Raw genomic sequence first — 22,156 nt, 5'->3', positions numbered from 1 at the left:
CCGTCAGGCCCCGTCGCGGTACGCCTCCAGCAGCCGCAGCCACACCTCGCTGATCGTCGGATACGACGGCACGGCGTGCCACAGGCGGGCGATCGGCACCTGGCCGGCGACCGCGATCGACGCCGAGTGGATCAGTTCGCCCACGCCGGGGCCGACGAAGGTGACCCCGCGCAGGATCTCCTCGTCCAGGTCGACGACCATGCGGGCGCGGCCCCGGTAGCCGTCGGCGTACAGGCCCGCTCCGGCGACCGAGGAGAACTCGACGTCGACGGCCCGGACGCGGTGTCCGGCCTGCTCCGCCTCCGCCAGGGAGAGGCCGACGGCGGCGGCCTCGGGGTCGGTGAAGACGACCTGGGGTACGGCGTGGTGGTCGGCGGTGGCGGCGTGGGCGCCCCAGGGGTCCGTTTCCAGGAGGGGGACGCCGGATGCGCGGGCGCCGATGGCGGCGCCCGCGATGCGGGCCTGGTACTTGCCCTGGTGGGTGAGGAGGGCGCGGTGGTTGACGTCGCCGACCGCGTACAGCCAGTCAGTGCCGGTCACGCGGAGGCTGTCGTCGACCGGGAGCCAGGAACCGGGTTCCAGGCCGACCGTGTCGAGGCCGATGTCGTCGGTGTGCGGGACACGGCCGGTGGCGAAGAGGATCTCGTCGGCCGCGATGCGGTCGCCTGCGTCGGTGACCGCCACGACCGTGCCGTTCTGCCTCGTCACCGACTCGACGGAGGTGCCGGTGCGGACGTCGACGCCGGCCTCCGTGAGCGCCTCGGCGACCAGTTCCCCGGCGAAGGGCTCCATGCGGGACAGCAGGCCCTTGCCCCGGACCAGGACGGTGACCTGGGATCCCAGGGCCTGCCAGGCGGTGGCCATCTCGGTGGCGACCACGCCGCCGCCCACCACGATCAGCCGGCCGGGGGCGGCCTGTGCGCTGGTGGCCTCGCGGCTGGTCCAGGGCTTCACGTCGGCGAGCCCGGGCAGGCCGGGCAGCTGCGCGCGGGTGCCCGTGCAGACGGCGACGGCGTGGCGAGCGGTGAGGGTCTTGAGCTCGCCGTCGGGGCCGGTCACGGTGACCGTGCGGGGTCCGGCGAGGCGGCCGTGGCCGCGGTGGAGGTCGGCGCCGATGCTCTCCAGCCAGTGGATCTGGCCGTCGTCCTTCCAGTGCGAGGTGTACACGTTGCGGCGGGCGAGGACCGCGGCAGTGTCGAGGGGGCCCTGGACCGCCTGGCTCAGGCCCGGCAGGCGGAGGGCGTCGGCGCGGGCGATGACCGGGCGCAGCAGGGCCTTGCTGGGCATGCAGGCCCAGTACGAGCACTCGCCGCCGACCAGCTCGCTCTCCACGACCGCGGTGGACAGGCCGGCCGCGCGGGTGCGGTCGGCGACGTTCTCCCCCACGGGCCCGGCCCCGAGCACCACGACGTCGTACGCGATGGTTTCCGTTTCCGTCATGGACATCAGTGTGGTGGGTGGTGTGCGCGGTGGCCACACGGGTACGTGCGCGGAATAGGTACCCGGGCCGCCGTGTTGTGCGGACGGTTTCGCCCTCACAGCAGGAAGAAGGATTCAGGCATGAGCAGCACCGTGGAGCTCACCAAGGAGAACTTCGACGCGACGGTCACGGACAACGAGTTCGTCCTGATCGACTTCTGGGCGTCCTGGTGCGGGCCGTGCCGTATGTTCGCCCCGGTCTACGAGAAGGCCGCGCAGGAGAACCCGGACCTGGTGTTCGGCAAGGTGGACACCGAGGCGCAGCCGGAGCTGGCCGAGGCCTTCGGCATCCAGTCGATCCCCACGCTGATGATCGTCCGCGACCAGGTCGCCGTGTTCGCGCAGCCGGGTGCCCTGCCCGAGGCCGCCCTGGCGGACGTCATCGGGCAGGCCCGGAAGCTCGACATGGACGCGGTCCGCAAGAGCATCGCCGAGGAGCAGGCCAAGGCCGCGCAGAACGGCGAGTGACCTCCTGAAGGCCCTCCAGGGCGAAGGCCCCTGGAAGGGATACGGCGCCACGTCCCCGCGCACCGCCGTCCGGCGCACGTCGGCGAAGGCCTCCAGGTTGGCCCTCGCCGCCGAAGCGGGCGCCGGTGCCGGACGCGGCGACACCGCCGAAGGGGGCCACGGCCTCGTCGTACGGTCACGCGTTCACGGTCGTTGATGTGGAAGAACGAGCCCTTGCCGGAAGCGTGCCGCGGCCGACCGAGGTGAGTCGGCGGCCGGCCGGAGTCCACAGCGAGCCGGAGTCCGGCATCGGCTGAAGTCCGGCGTCAGTTGAAGTCCGCAGTCAGCTGGAGTCCCGGTGCACCACCGAGGCTCCCAGCACCTTGTGGGTCTCCGGCGCGCCCGCGGGGTCGCGTACCGCGCGGTCGACCAGTTCGGCCAGGGCGCGGCCGGACGGCAGTTCGATGCGGACCGTGCTGAGCCGGGGCCGCAGCAGCCGCCCGAGCATCAGGTCGTCGGCACCGATCACGGCCGTGTCCTCGGGGACGCGGACGCCCTCGTCCTGCAGGGCGCGCATCAGCAGCATCGCGTACTCGTCGTTGTAGGCGAACACCGCGTCGAGGTCGAAGTCCCGCCAGCGCGAGGCGAGTTCGGCGGCCGCCCGCTCCTCGTGGGCGAGGGGCAGCTCGGTCACCGTGGCGTCCGTATCGCGGAGGGCCCGGCGCACGCCTTCGAGGCGGGGCCGGGAGAAGACCTCCAGGCCGGGCTCTTCGGGTACGACCACACCGATACGGCGCCTGCCGCGGGCGTGGAGGTGGACGCCGGCGCAGTGGCCGACGCTGCCGTGGTCCATCAGCAGGGTGTGGGCGCCCTCGACGCTCTCGGGGCCGAGGGTGACCACGGCGCGGGCGCCGGCGCGCTTGAGGACGGCGACGCCCTGGGGGCCGAGCCCTGCGCCCGGGACGAGCACCGCCACCGGCCGCAACTCGGCCCAGGCGCGGGCGGCTTCGTCACCGTGCAGGCCGACGGTGCCGTACTGCACGACCGTGTAGTCGAGGCGGCCGAGGGACCACTGGAGATCGTTGAGGAACTGGCCGTAGAGCGGGCCGACGGGGATGGCCGGTGCGGGCATCAGGACCATGCGGCTGTGTCCGGCGCGCAGGCTGCGGGCGGCCGCGTGCGGCACGTACCCGAGTTCCTTCGCGGCCTCGTGGACGCGGCGGCGCGTGGGCTCGCTGATCCGCACGGCACTGGTGTTGTTGAGGACGTAGGAGACGGTCGCGCGCGAGACGCCGGCCAGGCGGGCGACATCGGCACTCGTGGGGACGGAGCGCGGTGCGGGCGACGCGGGCGAGGGCGTGTTCGGTATCTGCACCATGACGTACCGCATCTTGGCAGAAGCCCGGAGCGACCGAATCAGCGGGGGAACGTGGTTCACAGTTGCACGAACCCGGACACGGCGACGCGATGGCACGAACATGTTCGTCACGAACTTGTTCGCAACGAACATGTTTGTTACCGTGGGGGCATGACAGCCCGCCCCGACACCCCCCGCAGCCGCCGCGAGCGCCCGGCCAAGCCCGCCCTGAGCAGGGAGGGCATCGTGGCCGCCGCCGTCGCCGTGCTGCGCGCCGAAGGACTGCGGAAGGTCACCATGCGGCGCCTGGCACAGGAGCTCGACACCGGCCCGGCCTCGCTGTACGTCTACGTGCGCAACACCGACGAGCTGCACGCGGCCGTCCTGGACGAGCTGCTCGGCACGATCGGGCCGGCTCCGGCCGACGGCACCTGGCGGGAGCGTCTGGAGCGGGTGCTCACCGCGTACACCGCGATGCTCTTCGAGCACCCCGGCCTGGCCCGCTCCGCGCTGACGGCCCGCCCGAGCGGCCCGCACTATCTGAACCTGATCGAAACGCTGCTGACCCTGCTCGACGAGGGCGGTGTGCCGCCCGCCCAGGCCGCCTGGGGCGTGGACCTGCTGCTCCAGCACGCCACGGCGACCGCCGCCGAGCACGCCGGACAGGACACCTCGCCCACCGCGCAGGACGACTGGGACGCCCTGGGCCGAGTCCTGGGCAACGTGTCCGACCGCACCCATCCGCTCATCGCCGCGACCGCCGGCGAGCTGTTGTCGGGGGCGCCCGAGGCCCGCCTGTCGTGGGCGTTCCAGGCGCTGATCAACGGCATCGAGCGGACCGCCGTACCCGACTGACCATCCCTCAGGAGGCCACCATGTCCACCGCCCACCACCCCATCGCCGTCGTCGGCGCCGGTCTCGGCGGGCTCGCCCTCGCCCGTGTCCTGCACGTGCACGGCATCGAGGCGGCCGTCTTCGACCTGGACGACTCCCCCGCCGCGCGCACCCAGGGCGGCATGCTCGACATCCACGACGACTCCGGCCAGGCGGCCCTGCGCGCCGCCGGCCTGCACGAGGAGTTCCTGACGCTCGTGCACCCGGGCGGCCAGCAGATGCGGATCCTCGACAAGGACGCCGTGGTCCGCATGGACCAACCCGACGACGGGACCGGCGGCCGGCCCGAGATCGACCGCGGCGAGCTGCGCGGCCTGCTGCTGCGTTCGCTGCCGGAGGGCACGGTCCGCTGGGGCACCAAGGTCGTCGGGGCCCGCCCGCTGGGCGACGGCCGTCACGAGGTGACCCTCGCGGACGGCGGGGCGTTCACCACGGACCTCCTGGTCGGCGCCGACGGCGCCTGGTCACGGATCCGCCCGCTGCTCTCCCCCGACCGACCGGCCTACACGGGCGTGTCGTTCGTCGAGGCGGACCTGCTGGAGGCGGACGTGCGCCACCCGGTGAGCGCGGAGGTGGTCGGCGACGGCATGCTGTTCGCCCTCGGCCCGGGCCGCGGCTTCCTCGCCCACCGCGAGACCGATGGCAGTCTGCACGTGTACGCCGCCCTGGAGAGCCCCGAGGACTGGCTCGACGGCATCGACTTCGCCGACACCGAGGCGGCCAAGGCGGCCGTGCTGGAGCACTTCGCGGACTGGGACAAGAGCCTGCGGGCACTGGTCGCGGACGCGGACGGCGCGCTGGTGCCCCGGCGGATCCACGCCCTTCCGGTCGGGCACCGCTGGGACCGGGTCCCCGGCGTCACGCTGCTCGGCGACGCCGCCCATCTGATGTCGCCGTTCGCGGGCGAGGGCGCCAACCTCGCCCTGCTCGACGGCGCGGAGCTCGGCCTGGCGATCGCCGCGGACCCGGGTGCCGTAGAGGCCGCGCTGGCCGCCTACGAGGAGAAGCTGTTCCCGCGTGGCGAGGCGTCGGCGGCCGAGTCGGCGCACGGCGGCGTGGCGCTGTTCCGTGACGACGCCCCGCAGGGCCTGGTGGACATGTTCGCGGCCCACGGCTGAGCGACTCAGCCGGGCAGCGCCGTACCCGTCACACGGGCGACGAGGTCGACCCAGCCGGCCTCCAGCCGTTCCATCGGCATCCCGCACCGCCTGGTCAGGTGGTTGATCAGGGCCGGGTCCAGGGACGCCATCAGCGTCTGGGCGAGGAGATCGCAGTCGGCGTCCGGCAGGATCTGCCGCAACAGCATCATGACGTGCGTGTGCAGTGCCCCGACCGAGGGGTGCGAGAACCGGCGGCTCGCCTCCGGCTGGGCGGCCAGTTGCAGGTCCAGCTGTTCGGCGAAGCGGTACAGCACCGCCACGCCGAACGCCCGCAGCCGCTCGACCGGCGGCGCACCGGGGCCCAGCGGGGGCGGCCCGCCGAGGAAATCGGCCTGCAGCTGCCTCGACGAGTGGTCGAGCAGCGCCGTCAGCAGGCCGTTGCGGTCGCCGAAGCGCCGGAAGACCGTCCCCTTGCCCACCTCGGCGGCCGCCGCCACCGCCTCCATCGTGACCCCGGCCACCCCGTGCTCCGCGATCAGCCGGGTCGCGGCCTCCAGCAGCCGCGCGCGGTTGCGGGCCGCGTCGGCACGCAGGCACGGCTCATCGGGCCCGGAGCCGACCTCCAGCAACTGAGGCGCGTCGAAGGGCTCCTGGGGCTTCGGGAACGGCGGCAGGGCGCTGGACATGAAGACAGCGTAAAGCACCGGGAAGAAAACTGGACCGCGGTCCGGTTATGCTGCTACAACGGTAAGCGGACCTCGGTCCGGTTCGTAACGGCAATGTTTCAGCCCTTTGGAGTTCCCCATGTCTGTCCGCATCCTCGCGCTCGTCGGCAGCCTTCGCGCCGGTTCGACCAACCGCCAGCTCGCCGAGGCCGCCGTCAAGCACGCTCCCGAGGGCGCCGAGATCGCCCTGTTCGAGGGCCTTGCCGACATCCCCTTCTACAACGAGGACCTCGACGTCGAGGGCAGCGTCCCCGCGGCCGCCGCCAAGCTGCGTGAGGCCGCGCAGGCCTCCGACGCGTTCCTGCTCTTCTCCCCCGAGTACAACGGCACCATCCCGGCCGTCCTGAAGAACGCCATCGACTGGCTGTCCCGCCCGTACGGCGCCGGCGCCTTCGGCGGCAAGCCGGTCGCCGTGGTCGGCACCGCCTTCGGCCAGTTCGGCGGCGTGTGGGCCCAGGACGAGGCCCGCAAGGCCGTGGGCATCGCCGGCGGCAAGGTCCTCGAGGACGTCAAGCTGTCCATCCCCGGCTCGCTGACCCGCTTCGCCGAGACCCACCCGGCCGACGACGCCGAGGTCGCCGCGCAGCTGGCCGAGGTCGTGGCGCAGCTGCACGGCAACGTGGCCGCGGCCGCCTGATCCGGACCGTCGCGAGTCCCGCAGGGGCCGGAGCTCACGGAGCTCCGGCCCCTGCGGCCGCCCGCCGTACGCCGCCCCTGCCGCCCCGCCCGGTCCCGTGGCTCACGTGCCGAGGGTCAGTGCTCCGCGGCAGGGCCGTCCGCCGCGGCCTTCTTGATCGCCTCCCGGACCCGGAAGTACGTGCCGCAGCGGCAGACATTCTCGATCCGGTCGATGTCGGCGTCGGTCGGCTCGGACGTCTTCTTCAGGAGGGCCGCCGCGGCCATGATCTGGCCCGGCTGGCAGAAGCCGCACTGTGCCACGTCGCAGTCGAGCCAGGCCTGTTGCACGGGGTGGAGGGTGTCGCCGTCGGCCAGGCCCTCGATGGTGGTGACGCTCCGGTCCGCGCAGTCCGCGACCGGTACGACGCAGGGCTGGATCTCCGCGCCGTCGAGGTGGCTGGTGCAGGCGCGGCAGACGCCGACCCCGCAGCCGTACTTGGGACCGGTGACCCCGAGCATGTCGCGCAGCACCCACAGCAGCGGCATGTCGGCGGGCGCCTCGACGGTGACGGGTTTCCCGTTGAGGACGAAGGAGTACGAACGCATCGGTGCCTTCTCGGAGTTGATCGGCGGCTGATCAGAAGTCGAGCGGGAAGCGGCGCGGCTTGGTGCCGGTCGCCCGGGCGTAGGCGTTGGCGACGGCGCCGGACGCGGCCGGCACGCCGAGTTCGCCCGCGCCGCCCGGCTCCCCGCGGGAGGGCATGATGTGCGCCTCGAAGTGCAGGGGGGCCTGCGCCTGGCGGGCGTAGCGGAAGTCGGCGAAGCTGCCCTCGCGGACGGCACCCCGGTCGATGTGGAGACCGGCCAGGAGGACGGTGGATATCCCGTCCATCGCGGTACCCATGAGCTGGGCCTCCAGACCGCGCGGGTTGACGGCCGTACCGACGTCCGCGGCCATCACCACCTTGGTCACCCGGGGCTTCTTCGGGTCGGTGGCGTCGATCTCGGCGAGGCAGGCCACGCAGGAGCCGTACTCCTCGTGGACGGCCACGCCCTGGGCGGTGCCCGCCGGCATGGCGCGCCCCCAGTGTCCGGCGGCCGCGGCCTTGTCGAGCACGGCCTTCACGGCCTTGCTGCGGAGCGTGGTGCGCCGGAACGCGACCGGGTCCTTGCCCAGGGCCCGGGCGATCTCGTCGACGACGACCTCCTCCGCCGTCCGCATCGTGCCGGAGTCCACCGAACGCCAGGCGCCCAGCGGTATGGCCAGCTCGATCCCGCCCGAATTCCCCGACACCCGGCCGAAGTTGTACAGGCCACTGTCGCTGGGCAGCGGGCCTGCCGCGGGAGTACGACGGGTGACCAGGGCGGCCGGGCTCGCACCGCCCTGCGCCGTCAGGCCCTTGCCCTCGGACGACTCGCCCACCGAGGCCATCGCGTGCTCGAACGCCACCACCCGGCCGCGCGTGACGCTGGCCCGGATCCGATGCTGGCTGGCCGGGCGCATCCGGCCGTGCCGCATGTCGTCGTTCCGGGTCCACATCAGCTTCACCGGGCGGCGGGCCGCCTTCGAGATCAGAGCGGCCTCGATCGCCGCGTCGAAGTCCAGCCGCCGCCCGAACGAGCCGCCACCGCGCACGACATGGACCCGGACTTTGGACTTCGGCACTCCGACCAGGTCGGCGAGAGTGTCGCGTGCGTCCATCGGCGTCTGCGAGGAGAACCAGAACTCCGCGCGGTCGGCCCGTACGTCGGCCACCGCGGTCAGCACCTCCATCGGCGCGTGGCTGACGAAGGCGAACTCGAACTCGCCCTCGACCTGGCTCGATCCGTGCGGCGCGGCGGAGAGCCGGGGGACCGCGGCCCGCAGCCGGGTCCGGATGCCCGCGTCCGAGAGCGGGGCGAGCGGGCCCGGGGCCCAGGTGATGCGCAGCGCGTCCCGGGCCTGGAGGGCGTAGTGGAAGGATTCCGCGACGACGGCGACCCCGCCGGCCGCCTTGACGACCGCGAGCACCCCTGGCATGGCCCGCGCCGCCCTGTCGTCCACCGAGACGAGCTTGCCCCGGACCGTCGGCGGCCGGGCCACCACGGTCGGCTTCGCTCCCGCGGCCGACAGGTCGCCCGCGTACTGGGCCCGGCCGGTGACGATGTCCCGCGCGTCGATCCGGGACGTCGGCCGTCCGATCAGCCGGTGCCGGGAGGCCGGTTTGGGCCTGTCGGGCACGGCCGTGCGGCGGATCCGGGCCGCGCTCTCGGTGAGCGACCCGAAGGTGGCCGTGCGCCCGTCCGGCGCGACGACCCTGGTGTTGCGGGTGCGCAGGGTGTGGGCGGGCAGGCGCCACCGCTGGGCGGCCGCCGTCACCAGTCTGGCGCGCGCGGTGGCGGCGAGCTGCCGGGCGGGGCCGTACAGCGACCTGACCGAACTCGAACCGCCGGTGTACTGGTTGCCCTTGGTCCGGGCGTCGGCGAGCGGGATGGTGACGTCGTCCAGCCGGGCGTCCAGCTCCTCAGCGATCATCATGGCGACCGCGGTGGTGATGCCCTGGCCGACCTCGACGCGGGGCAGCCGTACGACGATCTTGTTCGCCGCCGTGACCTCCAGGACCAGCATCTCCTCGTCGGTGCCGGTCACCAGGACGTCGGAGGCGGCGCGGCCGGCGCCGTCCGCGGTGGGCTCGGCGCCCTCCGCGGACGAGGCGTCGCAGCCGAGCGGGGCGGCGACGGTCAGGGTGGTCGCCGCCAGCGTGTAGACCATGAATCTCCGGCGGGACAACCCGTCGGCCGGGCGGGGCCGCGGGGACTCGTTGCCGTCCAAACGAGCGCTCCTGTCGATTGTCCGTGCGACACGACTCGTGTCTCGACAGATATGAGGGGTCGGCCCGGTCATCGGTTGCGTGCCGGGGCCTAGTCTCCTGCCGAGACCCGGGCCGGTCAGTAGACGTCGCGCACGTAGCGCCGGTCGGCGGCGAGTTGTTTGACGTAGGCCACGGCGTCCTCCTCCGTCAGCCCGCCGTGCAAGACGGCGACGTCCCTGAGCGCGCGGTCGACGTCCTTGGCCATGCGGGAGGCGTCGCCGCAGACGTAGAAGTGGGCGCCGTCCTGGAGCCAGGACCAGAGCAGCGGGCCGTGTTCGCGCATCCGGTCCTGCACATAGACCTTGGCCCGCTGGTCCCGGGAGAAGGCGGTGTCCAGGCGGTCCAGGGTGCCCTCGGCGACGAAGGCGGCCAGCTCGTCCTCGTAGTAGAAGTCGGTGGCCCGGTGCTGTTCGCCGAAGAACAGCCAGTTGGGGGCCCGGTGACCGCGGGCCCGGCGCTCCTCCAGGAAGCCGAGGAAGGGCGCGACGCCGGTGCCGGGGCCGACCATCACCATGGGAGTCGCCGGGTCGGCGGGGGGCCGGAAGTGCGGTGAGCGCTGGACGTGGACGGGTACGGCCGTGCCGGGCCCGGCGTCGGCGAGGAACGGGGAGCAGACGCCCTGCCGGGGGCTGCCGTGCAGGTTCTCGTACCGGACGACGGAGACCGTCAGCGAGACCAGGTGCGGGTCGGTCAGCGGGCTGGAGGAGATCGAGTACAGGCGGGGCTGCAGGCGCCCCAGGGCCCCGGCCCAGTCCTGGGCCGCCGCCCGGACGCCGAACTCGGCGACCACGTCCACCGCCTGCCGGCCCCAGGACCACCGCGCCAGCTCGCCCTTGTTGTCCGGGCGCAGCAGCTTCTTCAGCTCACGCGGGTCGCGCGCGTGTCCGGCGACGAAACGCAGCAGATCAGGGGTGATCCGGGTGATGTCCAGATGGCGCAGTAGCGCCTCGCCGAGGGCCATCTCGCCGGCGCCGCCGACCTCTACGGCCGTGTCCGCCGCCAGACCGGTGACGGTCAGCCATTCCGCCACGAGGTCAGGGGAGTTGAGCGGCCGTACGCCGAGGGCGTCGCCCGCCTCGTAGACGAGCGGCGCCTCGCTGTCGCGGGTGTCGAAGGTGAACCGGCGGACCTCCTTGCCGGCGCCCGGCAGGCTCAGCAGCCGGTTGCCGGTGAGGAGTGCGGTGACCGGGGCGGGGCGCTTGGCGCGGGGAGCCGCCGGGGCCGGCGGCGCCGGGGACGGGGACGGGCTGCCCTTGAGGGCGGTGAGCACCTGGTCGAGCCAGACATGGGCCGCGCCCTCGTAGTCCGGCTCGCAGTCCGTGCGGGGTGCCAGGCGTTCCGCGCCGAGTTCGTCCATGCGCCGGTCCAGGCGGCGGCCGTGGCCGCAGAAGTCGCCGTACGACGAGTCGCCGAGGGCGAGCACCGCGTAGCGCCGTCCCTCCAGGCGGCCGACGCCGGGCGCGGCGAGGGTGTCCCAGAAGCCGGCGCCGTTGTCGGGGGCGTCGCCGTCGCCGAAGGTGCTGGTGATGAGCAGCAGGTCGGCGTCGGAGGGCAGGGCGGCGGGGTCGGCCTCGTCCATGGCGACGACGGACGGGGCATGGCCGTGGGCGGTGAGCCGCTCGGCGGTGGTGGCGGCGAACTCCTCGGCGTTGCCCGTCTGGGACGCCCAGAGGATCACGACCCGGCGGCCGGGGTCGGGCTCCTCGAACGGGGCCGGGACGGTGGAGGTGCGGGAGTACATGCCGGCGAGGGTGCCGTTCACCCACAGGGCGTGCCCGGGGCTGAACGGGGCGTCCGGGGGCAGTACGGGTACGCCGGGGGCGCCCGCCGGGATGCCGGCGAGGAAGGCGACCAGGTACTGCCGTTCGCGTTCGGTCAGGACCGGCGGGGGCGTGGGGTCGAGGCCGAAGACGGCGGCGGGCGAGGGATGGACGGCGGTGGGTGCGAGGGCGGTCGGCGCGGCGGCCGGGGTCTCAATCGGGTTCTCGACCGGGACCTGCGGCGAGGCCGCCACGGTCACCGGCGCGGACACCCTGGTGAGCGACACCGCGCACACCTTCAGCTCGGGCTGGAAGGACAGCGGGTCGACGGCGTCGCTGGTCACCGCGTTGACGCTCAGGTACTCGCCGAACAGGTCGTTCCAGTGGAAGGGCGCGAAACAGGAGCCCGGCCGCACCCGGTCGGTGACGACCGCGGGCAGCACGGCCCGGCCGCGCCGGGAGGCGACCTCCACCGAGTCCCCTTCGGCGATCCCCAGTCCGGCCGCGTCCCGCGGGTGCAGTTCGACGAAGGGGCCGGGGTCGAGCTTGTTCAGCTTGGGCACCTTCGCGGTCTTGGTCAGGGTGTGCCACTGGTGCTGGAGGCGGCCCGTGTTGAGGACGTAGGGATAGTCGTCGTCCGGCATCTCGGCCGGCTCGATGTGCGGGCGGGGGTGGAAGGCGGCGCGGCCGGTGGCGGTGGGGAAGGTGAGGGAGCCGTCCTCCCCGACGTAGCGGACGGGGTTGCGGTCGGGGCCGTCGGGGGTCGGCGCGGGCCACTGGACGGGGGTGGAACGCAGCCGCCCGTAGGTGACACCCCGCAGGTCGTAGCCGGTCTTCGGGTTCCAGGCGCGCTTGATCTCCTCGAAGACCTGCTCGGCGCTGTCGTAGGAGAACCCCTGCTCGTAGCCCATGGCGCGGGCGACGGCGGCGATGATCCGCCAGTCCGCCATGGCCTCGCCGGGCGGGTCGGCGGCGGGCCGGGCGAGGGTGAGGTTGCGCTCGCTGTTGACGAGGACGCCCTCGGTCTCGGTCCACAGTGCGCCGGGCAGCACGATGTCGGCGTACGCGTTGGTCTCGGTGTCGGTGAAGACGTCCTGGGTCACGACGAACTCGGCGGCCTCCAGGCCCTCGATGACCGTCTTGCGGTTGCCGACGGAGGCGACCGGGTTGGTGCAGATGATCCAGCAGGCCTTGATGTCCCCGTCGGCCATCTTCCGGAACATCTCGACGGTGCCCCTGCCGACGCCGTCCGCGCGGATGGTGTCCGGGGGCAGCTCCCACAGCTCCTCGGTGAAGGCGCGCTCGGCGTCGACGAGCACGGACCGCTGTCCGGGCAGCCCCGGGCCCATGTAACCCATCTCCCTGCCGCCCATCGCGTTGGGCTGGCCGGTGAGGGAGAAGGGGCCGCTGCCGGGGCGGCAGATCGCGCCGGTCGCGAGGTGGAGGTTGATCAGGGCGTTGGTGTTCCAGGTGCCGTGCGTGGACTGGTTGAGGCCCATCGTCCAGCAGCTGGTCCACTCCCCCGCCTCGCCGATCAGCCGGGCGGCCTCGCGGATGTCGTCCTCGGGGATGCCGGTGAGTTCGGCGACGGTGGCGGGCGGGTAGTCGGCGAGGAACCCGGGCATCGCCTCCCAGCCCTCGGTGTGGGCGGCGATGAAGTCGGGGTCGGTGTGTCCGTTCTCGTGCAGGAGGTGCAGGAGGCCGTTGAGCAGGGCGAGGTCCGTGCCCGGCTCGATCTGGAGGAAGAGGTCGGCCTTGGCGGCGGTGGCGGTGCGGCGCGGGTCGACGACGATCAGCTTGGCGCCCGCCGACTTGACCCGGTCCATCATGCGCAGGAAGAGGATCGGGTGGCAGTCGGCCATGTTCGAGCCGATGACCAGGAAGAGGTCCGCCTTGTCGAGGTCCTGGTACGAGCCGGGCGGGCCGTCCGCGCCGAGCGACAGCTTGTAGCCGGTGCCGGCGCTGGCCATGCACAGCCGGGAGTTCGACTCGATCTGGTTGGTGCGGATGAAGCCCTTGGCCAGCTTGTTCGCGAGGTACTGCGCCTCCAGGCTCAGCTGCCCGGAGACGTAGAGCGCCACCGCGTCCGGCCCGTGCTCGTCGACGACCGCCCGCAGCCGCCGTGCCGTCTCGTCGATCGCCGCGTCCACGGCGGTGGCCACCGGCTCCTCCCCCCGCTCGGGCCGGAGGAGGGCCGTGGTCAGCCGGCCGGGGGCGGACAGCATGTCGGCCGTGGTGGCGCCCTTGGTGCACAGCCGGCCGAAGTTCGCGGGGTGCTCCTTGTCGCCGGACGCCTTCAGGACCGCACGGCGGCCGTCCGGTCCGCTGCCGACGTCGAGGACCATGCCGCAGCCCACACCGCAGTACGAGCAGACCGTCCGCACCTTCGAGATGCGGTCGGTCCGCGGGTCGGGCGCGGCCACGGGCGCCTCCTCTGCCTGGTGATCGGGCCGGTTCGTACAGGACGAACGTACGTACCTCTCATTACGTCGAGATCACCTCGGCCGATCATCGGGAGTTAAGCCCGCCGCACAGGTCCCGGCCGACGGGTGTGAGCGGGACCGCCGCCGGGCTCACCCATGGACCGCCGCCGGGCTCACCCATGGATCGCCGGCGGTCCCGCACACCGGTGACCTGCGCGAACCTCCAGCAGGTCACGGTCATGCCGACCGCTCAGGCCCAGGCGGTCACCGGCACGAACGAGCTGTCCTGCCGGAACAGGTCCGTGCCGTCCGAGACGTCCACGCGGAGCTGGTAGTTGTAGTGACGCAGGTAGTAGCCGGGGTAGTTGTACGACTCGAAGCGCACCGACCCGGTGGCCGAGCCCACCCGTGCGACGAACGTGGCGTCCTTCGCGAACGTCGTCGCCCCGTCGTCGGCGTCGAAGCGGGCCCGGAAGTTGTAGTGCCGCAGATAGTTGCCCGACGTGTCACGGAACGAGTAGCCGTTGGCGTCGGCCAGGCCCGCGACCACGGTGAAGGTGGCGGCCTGCTTGTCGGCGGTGGCGCTGGAGCTGGTCACGGTCGGCAGGTTGAGCAGGGCGGACTGCTCCTCCCAGTACCGGGTGGTGTAGTTGCCGGACTGGAAGGAGCGGGTGGCGTTCTTGGTGAGGCTCGCGCCGCCGGACACCGTCTCCTTGATGACCGTGAAGTGCCGGGCCGTGCCCGAGACGCCCGGCAGCGCCTTCGGCGCGCTCCAGGTGGCGAAGGTGTCGTAGCTGTCGCTGTAGTAGTAGGTGCCGTCGCCGTAGCCGTCGAAGAAGATCCGCCAGCCGCCGTTGTCGAGCTGCACCAGGGACGGGCCCTCGCGGTAGCTGCCCCAGCCCGCCCAGTCGCCCGTCCTGGAGATCGTGTACGGGCCGGTGAGGCTCGACGCGGTGCCGTACTCGATGTACTTCGCCGTCTCGTTCTTGGTGAAGGCGTGGTAGGTCGAGCCGATCCTCACGATGAACGTGTCGATGTGGTTGCTGCCGATGCCGGACAGGGCGACCGGTGAACTCCAGGCGGTCAGCGTGGAGTTGGTCGCCTTCAGCGCATACGGTGTGAAGATCCACTCGTCGTCGGTGGTCGAGCAGGACACGATGACGTTGACGCTGCCGTCGCTGTCCACGAACCATTCCGGCGCCCAGGCGCGGGAGAGGCCGGTGATCGGGACCGTGTAGTCGTACAGGAAGGTCCAGCCGACCCGGTCGGAGCTGCGGGCGAAGCCGATGGTGGTGCTGACGTCCTGCCAGGTGTGCGTGGTGTAGGTGAGGTAGTAGTAACCGTCCGTGTGCTTGAAGACGCTGGCGTCCCGGATGCGGTTGCTGGGCGGGGTGTAGGCGGAGGCCTGCACCAGCCGGAAGTCGGTGGCGTCGTCGGACTGGTAGACGTTCACCGTGCCGTCGTCGCTGTTGAGGAACGGCACGATGGTGTAGCGGGTGGCGGAGCCGCTCGCGGGGGCGGCGGCCGCGGCCGTGCCGAGCAGTCCGGGCAGTTCGCCCAGGACCAGGGCCGACACGGGCAGAGCGGCCATCGCGCGGAGCAGGGCGCGACGGGAGGGGGTGGAGGGACGTGTGGTCACGGGCGGCTCTCCCTGGACTCGTGCATACTCATGCATACCCATTCGTCCGATATTTCGGACGTGGTTCGAGAAGTCGGGCAGAAAGTAGAGGGGCGGCAGGTGCACGTCAATGCTTTCGACACGACCGGGCGCCGCCTGTGCGAAACCTGTGCTACGCCAGCCGTTCGGGAGTTACTCTCCGGTAGACATCGTGCACCCGGAGGTGGTCCCGCAATGACGCTCGACCGTGCCCAAGGTCTGGCCGAGTCCGCCCGCGCACTGGCCGCCGGGGAGGTGACCTCCCGTCGGCTCGTCGAGCAGGCCCTCGCCCGCATCGCGGCCACCCAGGGCACCCTCAACGCCTTCCGGATCGTACGCGACGAGGCCGCGCTCGCCGAAGCGGACGCAGCCGACCGGAAGTTGGCCGCCGGGGAGCGGGGCCCGCTGCTCGGGGTGCCGGTGGCGGTGAAGGACGACACGGACGTCGCGGGCGAGCCGACCGCGTTCGGCTGCCCGGGCGCGTTCCCGCCGGTGGCCGAGGACGGCGAGGCGGTACGGCGGCTGCGCGCGGCCGGGGCCGTGATCGTCGGCAAGACCAACACCTGCGAGCTCGGACAGTGGCCGTTCACCGAGGGGCCCGCGTTCGGCGACACCCGCAACCCGTGGCACGCCGACCACAGCCCGGGCGGCTCGTCCGGCGGCTCGGCGGCGGCGGTCGCCGCGGGGCTGATCCCGGCCGCGCTCGGCTCGGACGGCGCCGGTTCGGTGCGGATCCCGGCCTCCTGGACCCATCTGATCGGCATCAAGCCGCAGCGCGGCCGCATCTCCACCTGGCCGCGCGGCGAGTCCTTCCAGGGCATCACGGTCAACGGCACCCTGGCCCGGACCGTCGCCGACGCGGCCCTGCTCCTCGACGCGGCGAGCGGCAACCACGACCTGGACCCGCATCAGCCCCCCGTTCTGAAGGCCTCGGACGCGGTGGGCCGGGACCCCGGACGGCTGCGCATCGCGCTGTCGCTGAAGCCGCCGTTCACCGCTGTGCCGGCCCGGCTCCAGCCGGAGGTACGCGCCCGGATCCTCGAACTCGCCGAGAAACTGGCGGCGTTGGGGCACAGCGTCGAGGAGGCCGACCCGCCCTACGGCCAGATCGGGCTGACCTTCGTGCCACGGGCCACGGCCGGCATCGCCGAGCACGTCCGTGAGACGCCCGAGCCGGCACTGCTCGACCGCCGCACCCGGGACGCCGCCCGTCTGGGCCGGCTGCTCGGCGGGGCCCCGCTGCGGGCGGCCCGGCGCGCGGAAGCGACGCTGCACCGGCGGATCGGCGGGTTCTTCGGGACGTACGACGTGATCCTCGCCCCGACGACGGCGGCTCCCCCGCCCCGCATCGGCTCGATGCTGAACCTCGGCGGCCTGGCCACCGACCGCGCCATGATCGCCGCCTGCCCCTACGCCTGGCCGTGGAACGTCCTGGGCTGGCCCGGCATCAACGTCCCCGCCGGATTCGTCGACGGTGGCGGCACCTCCCCGGGCGAACGAGGCCGAGGCCTCGGGGGACTCCCGGTCGGCGCCCAGCTCCTCGGCCCGGCGAACAGCGAGGCCCTGCTGATCTCCCTCGCCGCCCAGCTGGAGGCGGAGCTGCGCTGGCACGACCGGTGGCCGCCGAACCACGTCGTCGCGGACGCCCCGGCCGCGTGAGCGTGTTCCGCCCGTACCCTGTGACCATGGACGATGCGTCGATGGTGGGGCTCATGGGGCGGGTCACCGGAACGATCGGGCCCGGGCTCGTCGGCGAGGTGATCGTCCGGGTGCGCGGGGGCGCGGAGCACTTCCTCGCCTATGCCGCGGACGGGACCGGGAGGATGGAGCGGGGCACGGTGGTGATGGTGGTGGAGTACCTGCCGCCGAGAACCGTCTACGTCACGGCGGCGTACGACAGTTGAGCGTGCTCCGCCCCAGGTGAGAGCCGCGCATCAAGAATGCAACAAGGATTCGTCAGAACCTTCACCATGCGGTTGCGCGGGAGCACACTCCCTTCGTTCGGTGCCGAGAGGGCACCATGCCAAGGGGGCGTATGCCGATGGTTGTCGGCGTCGTTGCGGGGACGGCGGTCGCTGCCGTTCTCGTGTTGATCGGTGTGTTCAAGATGATGTGGCGGGTCGCCGAGCCGAACGAGGCGCTCATCATCTCCGGTTCGAAGCACCGGACCGAGGGTCTTGAGGAGGGCATGGGATTCCGCATCGTCACGGGGCGCGGCACTCTGGTGCTGCCCGGCGTGCAGGCGGTGCGTAAGCTCTCTCTCGACCTGAACGAGACCGAGTTGTCGGTGGACTGCGTGACCCACCAGGGCATTCCGCTGAGGGTGCGGGGTGTGGTCATCTTCAAGGTGGGCGACGACTTCGTGTCGATCGCCAACGCGGGCCGCCGGTTCCTGGACCAGCAGAAGTTGATGTCCGAGCGGGTGCACATCGTGTTCGCCGGTCATCTGCGGTCCATCGTGGGCGGACTGACGGTCGAGGACATGATCCGCGACCGGGAGAAGCTCACCGGACAGACCCGGGCCGCCTGCGGCACGGAGATGGAGAAGCTCGGCCTGATCGTCGACTCGCTGCAGATCCACGAGATCGAGGACCCGACCGGGTACATCAGGAACCTGGCCGCCCCGCACGCGGCGGCCGTCCAGCGGGACGCGCGGATCGCGCAGGCGGAGGCGAATCGTCTCGCCACCGAGGCGGAGCAGCAGTCGTTCGCCCTGATGGCGGAGGCCACCCGGGACAGCGAGATCCTCCAGGCCGGCTACCAGGCCGAGCGGGACAAGGCGGCGGCGAAGGCCAGGCAGGCCGGTCCGCTCGCCGACGCGGCCGCCCGGCAGGAGGTCGTGGTCCAGGAGACGCGGGTCGCCGAACTCGAGGCGCACCGGCGGGAGCAGCAGCTCCAGGCGGACGTCCGCAAGCCCGCGGACGCCAAGGCCTACGAGAAGCGCACGCTGGCCGAGGCCGAGCGTGACGCGCGTATCTCGGGGGCCGAGGCCAAGGCGAAGGAGACGGAGCTCGCGGCGGGGGCCGAGGCGACCCGGGTCAAGACGGCCGCGGGCGCCGAGGCCGAGGCGACCAAGACCCGGGGTGCGGCCACGGCCGCGGCGACCCGGGCCACCGGTGAGGCCGAGGCGGCCGCGGCCCAGGCCAAGGGCCTGGCGGAGGCCGAGGCGGCCAAGGCCAAGGGTCTCGCGGAGGCGGAGGCCATCAAGGCCCGCGCCGCCGCCCTCGCCGAGAACCAGGAGGCGGTGGTCGCCCAGCAACTCGCTGAGAACTGGCCGGAGATCGTGAAGGCCGGCGCGTCCGCCTTCGGCAACGTCGACAACATGGTGCTGCTCAACGGAGCCGACGGTATGGCCGACATGTTCGCCAAGGCGCTCACCATGGGCGGCACCGGTCTCGGCCTGGCCCGCCAGCTGCTCGCCTCGATGAACCAGAACAACCAGACCCCGAACGGGACTTCGGCCCTCAACGGAGTCGTGACGCCGCCGCCGTCGCAGAAGGTGCCGGTGGAGAAGGAGGGTTAGGACGGGCCAGGGCCTGTCCGGTTCGGTGGTACGGCCGGGGTTCCCTCAGCAGGGGCCCCGGCCGTCCGTCGTCAGCAGGCGGTCGATCGTGACCGGGTCCAGTGCCGGGTTGGAGGCGGCCGCGTGGGCCAGTTCCTCGTCGTCGAGGAGTTCCGCGAGCCGGGGCCGCGGCAGGTTCGGATGCCCGGCGAGCGCGGCCCGTACATCCGGGTCCACGTCGCGGGTGAGCCGCTCCACGGTGGCCGGCTCGGTGTCCGGGTCCCGCGCGGCCAGAGCGCGGACCTGCGGGTCCTCGTGGTCGGCGAGGGCCGCGAGACCGGCATGCGGGAAGTTCGGCCGGTTGATCAGGTTCTCGCGTTCGGGGCCGGTGTACTCCAGGAAGCTGCGCAGCAGCAGCGCCGCCGGGGCGTCCGGGTGGTTCTGGGCCAGCAGCACCCGTACGCCGAGATCGTCGTCCTCGGCCAGACGGGCCACGAGGTCTGTCGGCAGTTCGCGGTCCTCCGCGGCCTCCCGGCGCAGCATCGGGTGACCGGAGAGCGCCTTGCGGCGGACGGCCTCGGGGTCCCGGGGCTGTGGCAGCACGGACACGGAACGGAACCCGAAGCGGCAGTCCATGGGGACCTCGTAATCGATCCGCGCCCGTTCCTCCTCGGTCAGTGCGGGGTGCACGGACACGGCCAGCCGTACCTTCGGGTCGGGGTCCACCGCGAGCGCCTCGCGCTCGGCGGGCCCCGGATCGACGCGGTACGCGACGGCTCTGCGCACCTCCGGGTGCGGGTCGGTGACGAGGGCGTGGCGCTCGGCGGGCTGGAGATCCGGGCGGCGCGCGATCCGCTCGCGCACCTCCGGGTCCGGATCGGCGGCCAGGAGGGCGACGACGTCGGCGGGGAGACTGGGATTGCCGGCGATCATCGCCTTGTCGTCCCCGTCGGCCGGAGCCGTGAGCACGCCGTCCACCACGCCTCTGCTGAGGGCCCGGTGGAGCAGCAGGTCGGTGCGGGCGTGGCACGGCCGGGCGGGCAGCTCGCTCTCCACCCACGCCGGATCCTCGTACCGCTGGAAGACCCGCACCCGCTCCCGCACTCGGTCGTCGGGGTCCGCCAGTAGCGCGGCCCTGACGTCGGGCGGCAGCCGGTCCCAGCTGCCGACGCCCCACCAGCGGACCTCCGGAAGCGGATGCGTGGGCATGGACCGGATCAGCTCGGCGGACATCTGCTGGAAGAAGCCGTAATTGCCCAGCGGTTCCTCGCCGTTGTACGTGCGGATCATCCGGACGACGGCTTCGTCGGGCAGCGGCCTCGGCCGGTGGGGAAAACGTACGCTGGGCCCCTCGACGAGGTGACACCGCACGAACCAGTCCGGGTCGTCCACCAGCCGTGCCCGCTGGGCGGGATCGACATGGGGATTGACCGCGAGGAAGCCGCGCGTACGCCGGTCGGGGTGTTCGATCACCGCGTCCACGACGGCCTCGGGCAGCTCCCGGTCCCGGCACAGCACCATCCGCACGGCCGGGGCGGCGTCGGCGAGCAGCCGCAGCAGAACCTCCTCCGACGCCGAGGGATTCAGTGCCAGCCCGGCCAGCCGGCGGGTGGGCAGGTCGGCGTCGTCCCACATCTGTTCGGGCGTGCGCATGCCCCTGACCCCCCGTTACCCGCGTATTTCATTTTCCCGGCTCTCAAGCCCCCTTGATGCGCGAGCATATGGGACCACTAGGGTGCCCCCGTGAGCACGTACACCGATGAAGACGTCCCCGGCCGCTCCGGCCCGCACGCCACCACCGAGGCCGACCCCCGTGAGGTCGGCCGGGTGCGCACCGAGTACTCGCCCGCGCACGACGGCGACCCGGACCCCGGTGAGATCGTGTGGACCTGGGTGCCTTTCGAGGAGAACGACGGGCGGGGCAAGGACCGGCCGGTGCTGGTCGTGGCCCGGGAGGCGGCAGGCACGTTCCTCGCCGTTCAGCTGTCCAGCAAGCGGCACGACGACGACCGGGAGTGGGTGGCGATCGGCAGCGGGCCCTGGGACCGGTCGGGTCGCGACTCGTGGGTGGACGTGGACCGGGTGCTGAGGCTGCACGAGGACGGCATGCGCCGGGAGGCGTGCGCGCTGGACCGCGGCCGGTTCAACCTGGTCAGGCACCGGCTGCACGAGCGCTACGGCTGGAACTGACACTCCGGAATGCCCCGGCCGCCCCACCGCAAACCCCGCAACTCGCCCGGGACCAGCGACCGGGGCGACCGGGCCGTGGGAGCAGCGCATGCACCCGGAGCCCGGTTCAACCAGGCCAGGCGCCGGCAGCACGAGCGCTACGGCTGGAGCTGACGCTCCGGGAAGGCCCGTACGAAGGCCTCTCGCACTGCGACTCCCGGTGTGCGGTCCAGGATCCCGAACGCGATGTGCTCGAAGGTCCCCGCGAACCGCCCGCCGGGGCCGAGCAGTCCACGGAAGGCGCCCGCGACCTGCACCGGGTCGTTCCGGAAGACTCCGCAGCCCCAGGCGCCCAGCACCAGCCGCCGGTAGCCGTGCGCCGCGGCGGTCTCCAGCACCCGCTCGGCGCGTGCCGACAGGGCGTGCGGGAGTTCGGGTGCCCGCTCGGGCGCGGTGCGCAGGACGACTCCGGCGTTCGGGGCCGCGGCGGTCAGGAATCCGGCCGTGTACGGCTCGTCGAGGAACCGGCCGCGGTCGTCACGGAAGACGGGCACGGCGGGTGAGTGGATGATCCGGTCCGTGTAGAACGGGTCGCGGTGGGCCCGGTGGTGGTCGTAGAACTCCCGGGCCCCCAGCAGGCAGGTGTACAGCGCGGAGGCCCGGCACAGAGCCTCCTCCTGGGCCTGGGCGCCATTGAGATAGCCGCCGCCGGGGTTGCGGGCCGAGGCGAAGTTCAGGACGGCGACCGGTCCCGCCAGGCGGCGGGCGGCCTCCAGGCTGCTCTCGCCGGTGACCTCGAAGACCGTGTCTGCCGCGGGTACCGGTGAGACCGGCACCGGCACCGGGCCGGGGCCGTACATCCGCGTGCCGGCCCGCGCGGCCTCGATCGCCGCCGCGAGCGGCACCTCGTGCCCGCCGGGCGCGCGGTACGCCCGGGCCGCCACGATCCGCTCGGTCTCCTGTGCGATTCCGCGCAGGCGCGCGCTCATGGCGCCACCCCCGTGTGCGCCATGACCGCGCGCCGCGCAGCCTCCCCCGTCGTGCTCATGAACGCATCGTGAGCGAAGCCGGTCCTGCGGTGCAACAGAGTTTCCCGGTCCCGGAAACGCGGAGGGATCAGGGATTACGAGTCCCGAACGCACCAATGTGCACCCTTGTGCGAATCGACGCGAG

Annotated in this window: 17 protein-coding genes; 8 read left to right on the top strand and 9 right to left on the bottom strand. The window is 72.7% G+C overall.

Going from position 1 to position 22,156, the window contains the following annotated elements; all coding sequences use genetic code 11:
* Positions 1-3: 3 nt before the first annotated feature.
* Positions 4-1,440 (bottom strand): dihydrolipoyl dehydrogenase family protein, encoded by a 1,437-nt coding sequence (locus tag ACIPSA_RS18990; protein ID WP_402635989.1) that lies wholly within the window; start codon positions 1,438-1,440, stop codon positions 4-6.
* A 120-nt stretch (positions 1,441-1,560) separates the two neighbouring features.
* On the opposite strand from ACIPSA_RS18990, the gene trxA reads away from it, so the two are divergent.
* Positions 1,561-1,947 carry a thioredoxin gene (gene trxA / locus ACIPSA_RS18985; RefSeq protein ID WP_402635986.1) on the top strand — a complete coding sequence of 129 codons (387 nt, stop codon included), beginning with the start codon at positions 1,561-1,563 and terminating at the stop codon, positions 1,945-1,947.
* Positions 1,948-2,269: 322 nt separating this feature from the next.
* On the opposite strand, the gene ACIPSA_RS18980 is transcribed toward trxA, so the two are convergent.
* A complete protein-coding gene (locus ACIPSA_RS18980; RefSeq protein ID WP_402635983.1) occupies positions 2,270-3,316 on the bottom strand; it encodes a LacI family DNA-binding transcriptional regulator in 1,047 nt (348 codons plus the stop codon).
* 138 nt (positions 3,317-3,454) lie between these two features.
* Between ACIPSA_RS18980 and ACIPSA_RS18975 the strand changes: the two genes are divergently transcribed.
* Together ACIPSA_RS18975 and ACIPSA_RS18970 are read left to right on the top strand one after the other, a co-directional pair.
* Positions 3,455-4,138: a TetR/AcrR family transcriptional regulator gene (locus ACIPSA_RS18975; protein WP_402635980.1), complete on the top strand. Its 684-nt coding sequence runs from the start codon at positions 3,455-3,457 to the stop codon at positions 4,136-4,138.
* Positions 4,139-4,158: 20 nt separating this feature from the next.
* Positions 4,159-5,295: an FAD-dependent oxidoreductase gene (locus ACIPSA_RS18970; RefSeq protein WP_402635977.1), complete on the top strand. Its 1,137-nt coding sequence runs from the start codon at positions 4,159-4,161 to the stop codon at positions 5,293-5,295.
* A 5-nt stretch (positions 5,296-5,300) separates the two neighbouring features.
* Here the strand turns inward: ACIPSA_RS18970 and ACIPSA_RS18965 are convergent, their stop codons facing one another.
* Positions 5,301-5,981, bottom strand: a complete 681-nt coding sequence (locus ACIPSA_RS18965; protein WP_402635974.1) for a TetR/AcrR family transcriptional regulator — start codon at positions 5,979-5,981, stop codon at positions 5,301-5,303.
* Positions 5,982-6,081: 100 nt separating this feature from the next.
* On the opposite strand from ACIPSA_RS18965, the gene ACIPSA_RS18960 reads away from it, so the two are divergent.
* Positions 6,082-6,639, top strand: coding sequence for an NAD(P)H-dependent oxidoreductase (locus ACIPSA_RS18960; protein WP_402635971.1), 558 nt, complete (start codon positions 6,082-6,084; stop codon positions 6,637-6,639).
* A 116-nt stretch (positions 6,640-6,755) separates the two neighbouring features.
* On the opposite strand, the gene ACIPSA_RS18955 is transcribed toward ACIPSA_RS18960, so the two are convergent.
* The 4 genes from ACIPSA_RS18955 to ACIPSA_RS18940 all read right to left on the bottom strand — a co-directional run bounded on the left by ACIPSA_RS18955 (position 6,756) and on the right by ACIPSA_RS18940 (position 15,294).
* Entirely contained in the window at positions 6,756-7,226 is a 471-nt protein-coding gene (locus ACIPSA_RS18955) for a (2Fe-2S)-binding protein (RefSeq protein WP_402635968.1), read from the bottom strand.
* A gap of 31 nt (positions 7,227-7,257) precedes the next feature.
* Positions 7,258-9,372, bottom strand: coding sequence for a molybdopterin cofactor-binding domain-containing protein (locus ACIPSA_RS18950; protein WP_402636681.1), 2,115 nt, complete (start codon positions 9,370-9,372; stop codon positions 7,258-7,260).
* A 176-nt stretch (positions 9,373-9,548) separates the two neighbouring features.
* On the bottom strand, positions 9,549-13,577 hold the full coding sequence (locus ACIPSA_RS18945) for a molybdopterin-dependent oxidoreductase (RefSeq protein WP_402636678.1): 4,029 nt from the start codon (positions 13,575-13,577) through the stop codon (positions 9,549-9,551).
* A 328-nt stretch (positions 13,578-13,905) separates the two neighbouring features.
* Positions 13,906-15,294 carry a glycoside hydrolase family 43 protein gene (locus ACIPSA_RS18940; RefSeq protein WP_402635965.1) on the bottom strand — a complete coding sequence of 463 codons (1,389 nt, stop codon included), beginning with the start codon at positions 15,292-15,294 and terminating at the stop codon, positions 13,906-13,908.
* 213 nt (positions 15,295-15,507) lie between these two features.
* Between ACIPSA_RS18940 and ACIPSA_RS18935 the strand changes: the two genes are divergently transcribed.
* The 3 genes from ACIPSA_RS18935 to ACIPSA_RS18925 all read left to right on the top strand — a co-directional run bounded on the left by ACIPSA_RS18935 (position 15,508) and on the right by ACIPSA_RS18925 (position 18,835).
* Positions 15,508-16,971 (top strand): amidase, encoded by a 1,464-nt coding sequence (locus tag ACIPSA_RS18935; RefSeq protein WP_402635962.1) that lies wholly within the window; start codon positions 15,508-15,510, stop codon positions 16,969-16,971.
* A 26-nt stretch (positions 16,972-16,997) separates the two neighbouring features.
* Entirely contained in the window at positions 16,998-17,216 is a 219-nt protein-coding gene (locus tag ACIPSA_RS18930) for a hypothetical protein (protein ID WP_351667879.1), read from the top strand.
* A 131-nt stretch (positions 17,217-17,347) separates the two neighbouring features.
* Positions 17,348-18,835 carry an SPFH domain-containing protein gene (locus tag ACIPSA_RS18925; RefSeq protein WP_402635958.1) on the top strand — a complete coding sequence of 496 codons (1,488 nt, stop codon included), beginning with the start codon at positions 17,348-17,350 and terminating at the stop codon, positions 18,833-18,835.
* 45 nt (positions 18,836-18,880) lie between these two features.
* Here the strand turns inward: ACIPSA_RS18925 and ACIPSA_RS18920 are convergent, their stop codons facing one another.
* Positions 18,881-20,467 carry a hypothetical protein gene (locus tag ACIPSA_RS18920; protein WP_402635955.1) on the bottom strand — a complete coding sequence of 529 codons (1,587 nt, stop codon included), beginning with the start codon at positions 20,465-20,467 and terminating at the stop codon, positions 18,881-18,883.
* Between the two features lie 90 nt (positions 20,468-20,557).
* Between ACIPSA_RS18920 and ACIPSA_RS18915 the strand changes: the two genes are divergently transcribed.
* Complete coding sequence (locus tag ACIPSA_RS18915; protein ID WP_402635952.1) at positions 20,558-21,004, top strand: type II toxin-antitoxin system PemK/MazF family toxin; 447 nt, start codon at positions 20,558-20,560, stop codon at positions 21,002-21,004.
* Positions 21,005-21,141: 137 nt separating this feature from the next.
* Here ACIPSA_RS18915 and ACIPSA_RS18910 read toward each other — a convergent pair whose 3' ends face one another.
* Positions 21,142-21,972, bottom strand: a complete 831-nt coding sequence (locus ACIPSA_RS18910; protein ID WP_402635949.1) for a TIGR02452 family protein — start codon at positions 21,970-21,972, stop codon at positions 21,142-21,144.
* Positions 21,973-22,156: the final 184 nt, after the last annotated feature.

Source organism: Streptomyces sp. NPDC086549 (assembly GCF_044746205.1).
Classification (GTDB): Bacteria; Actinomycetota; Actinomycetes; order Streptomycetales; family Streptomycetaceae; genus Streptomyces.
Note: the sequence above shows the minus strand (reverse complement) of the source record. Positions and strands in the feature narration are given on the sequence as shown.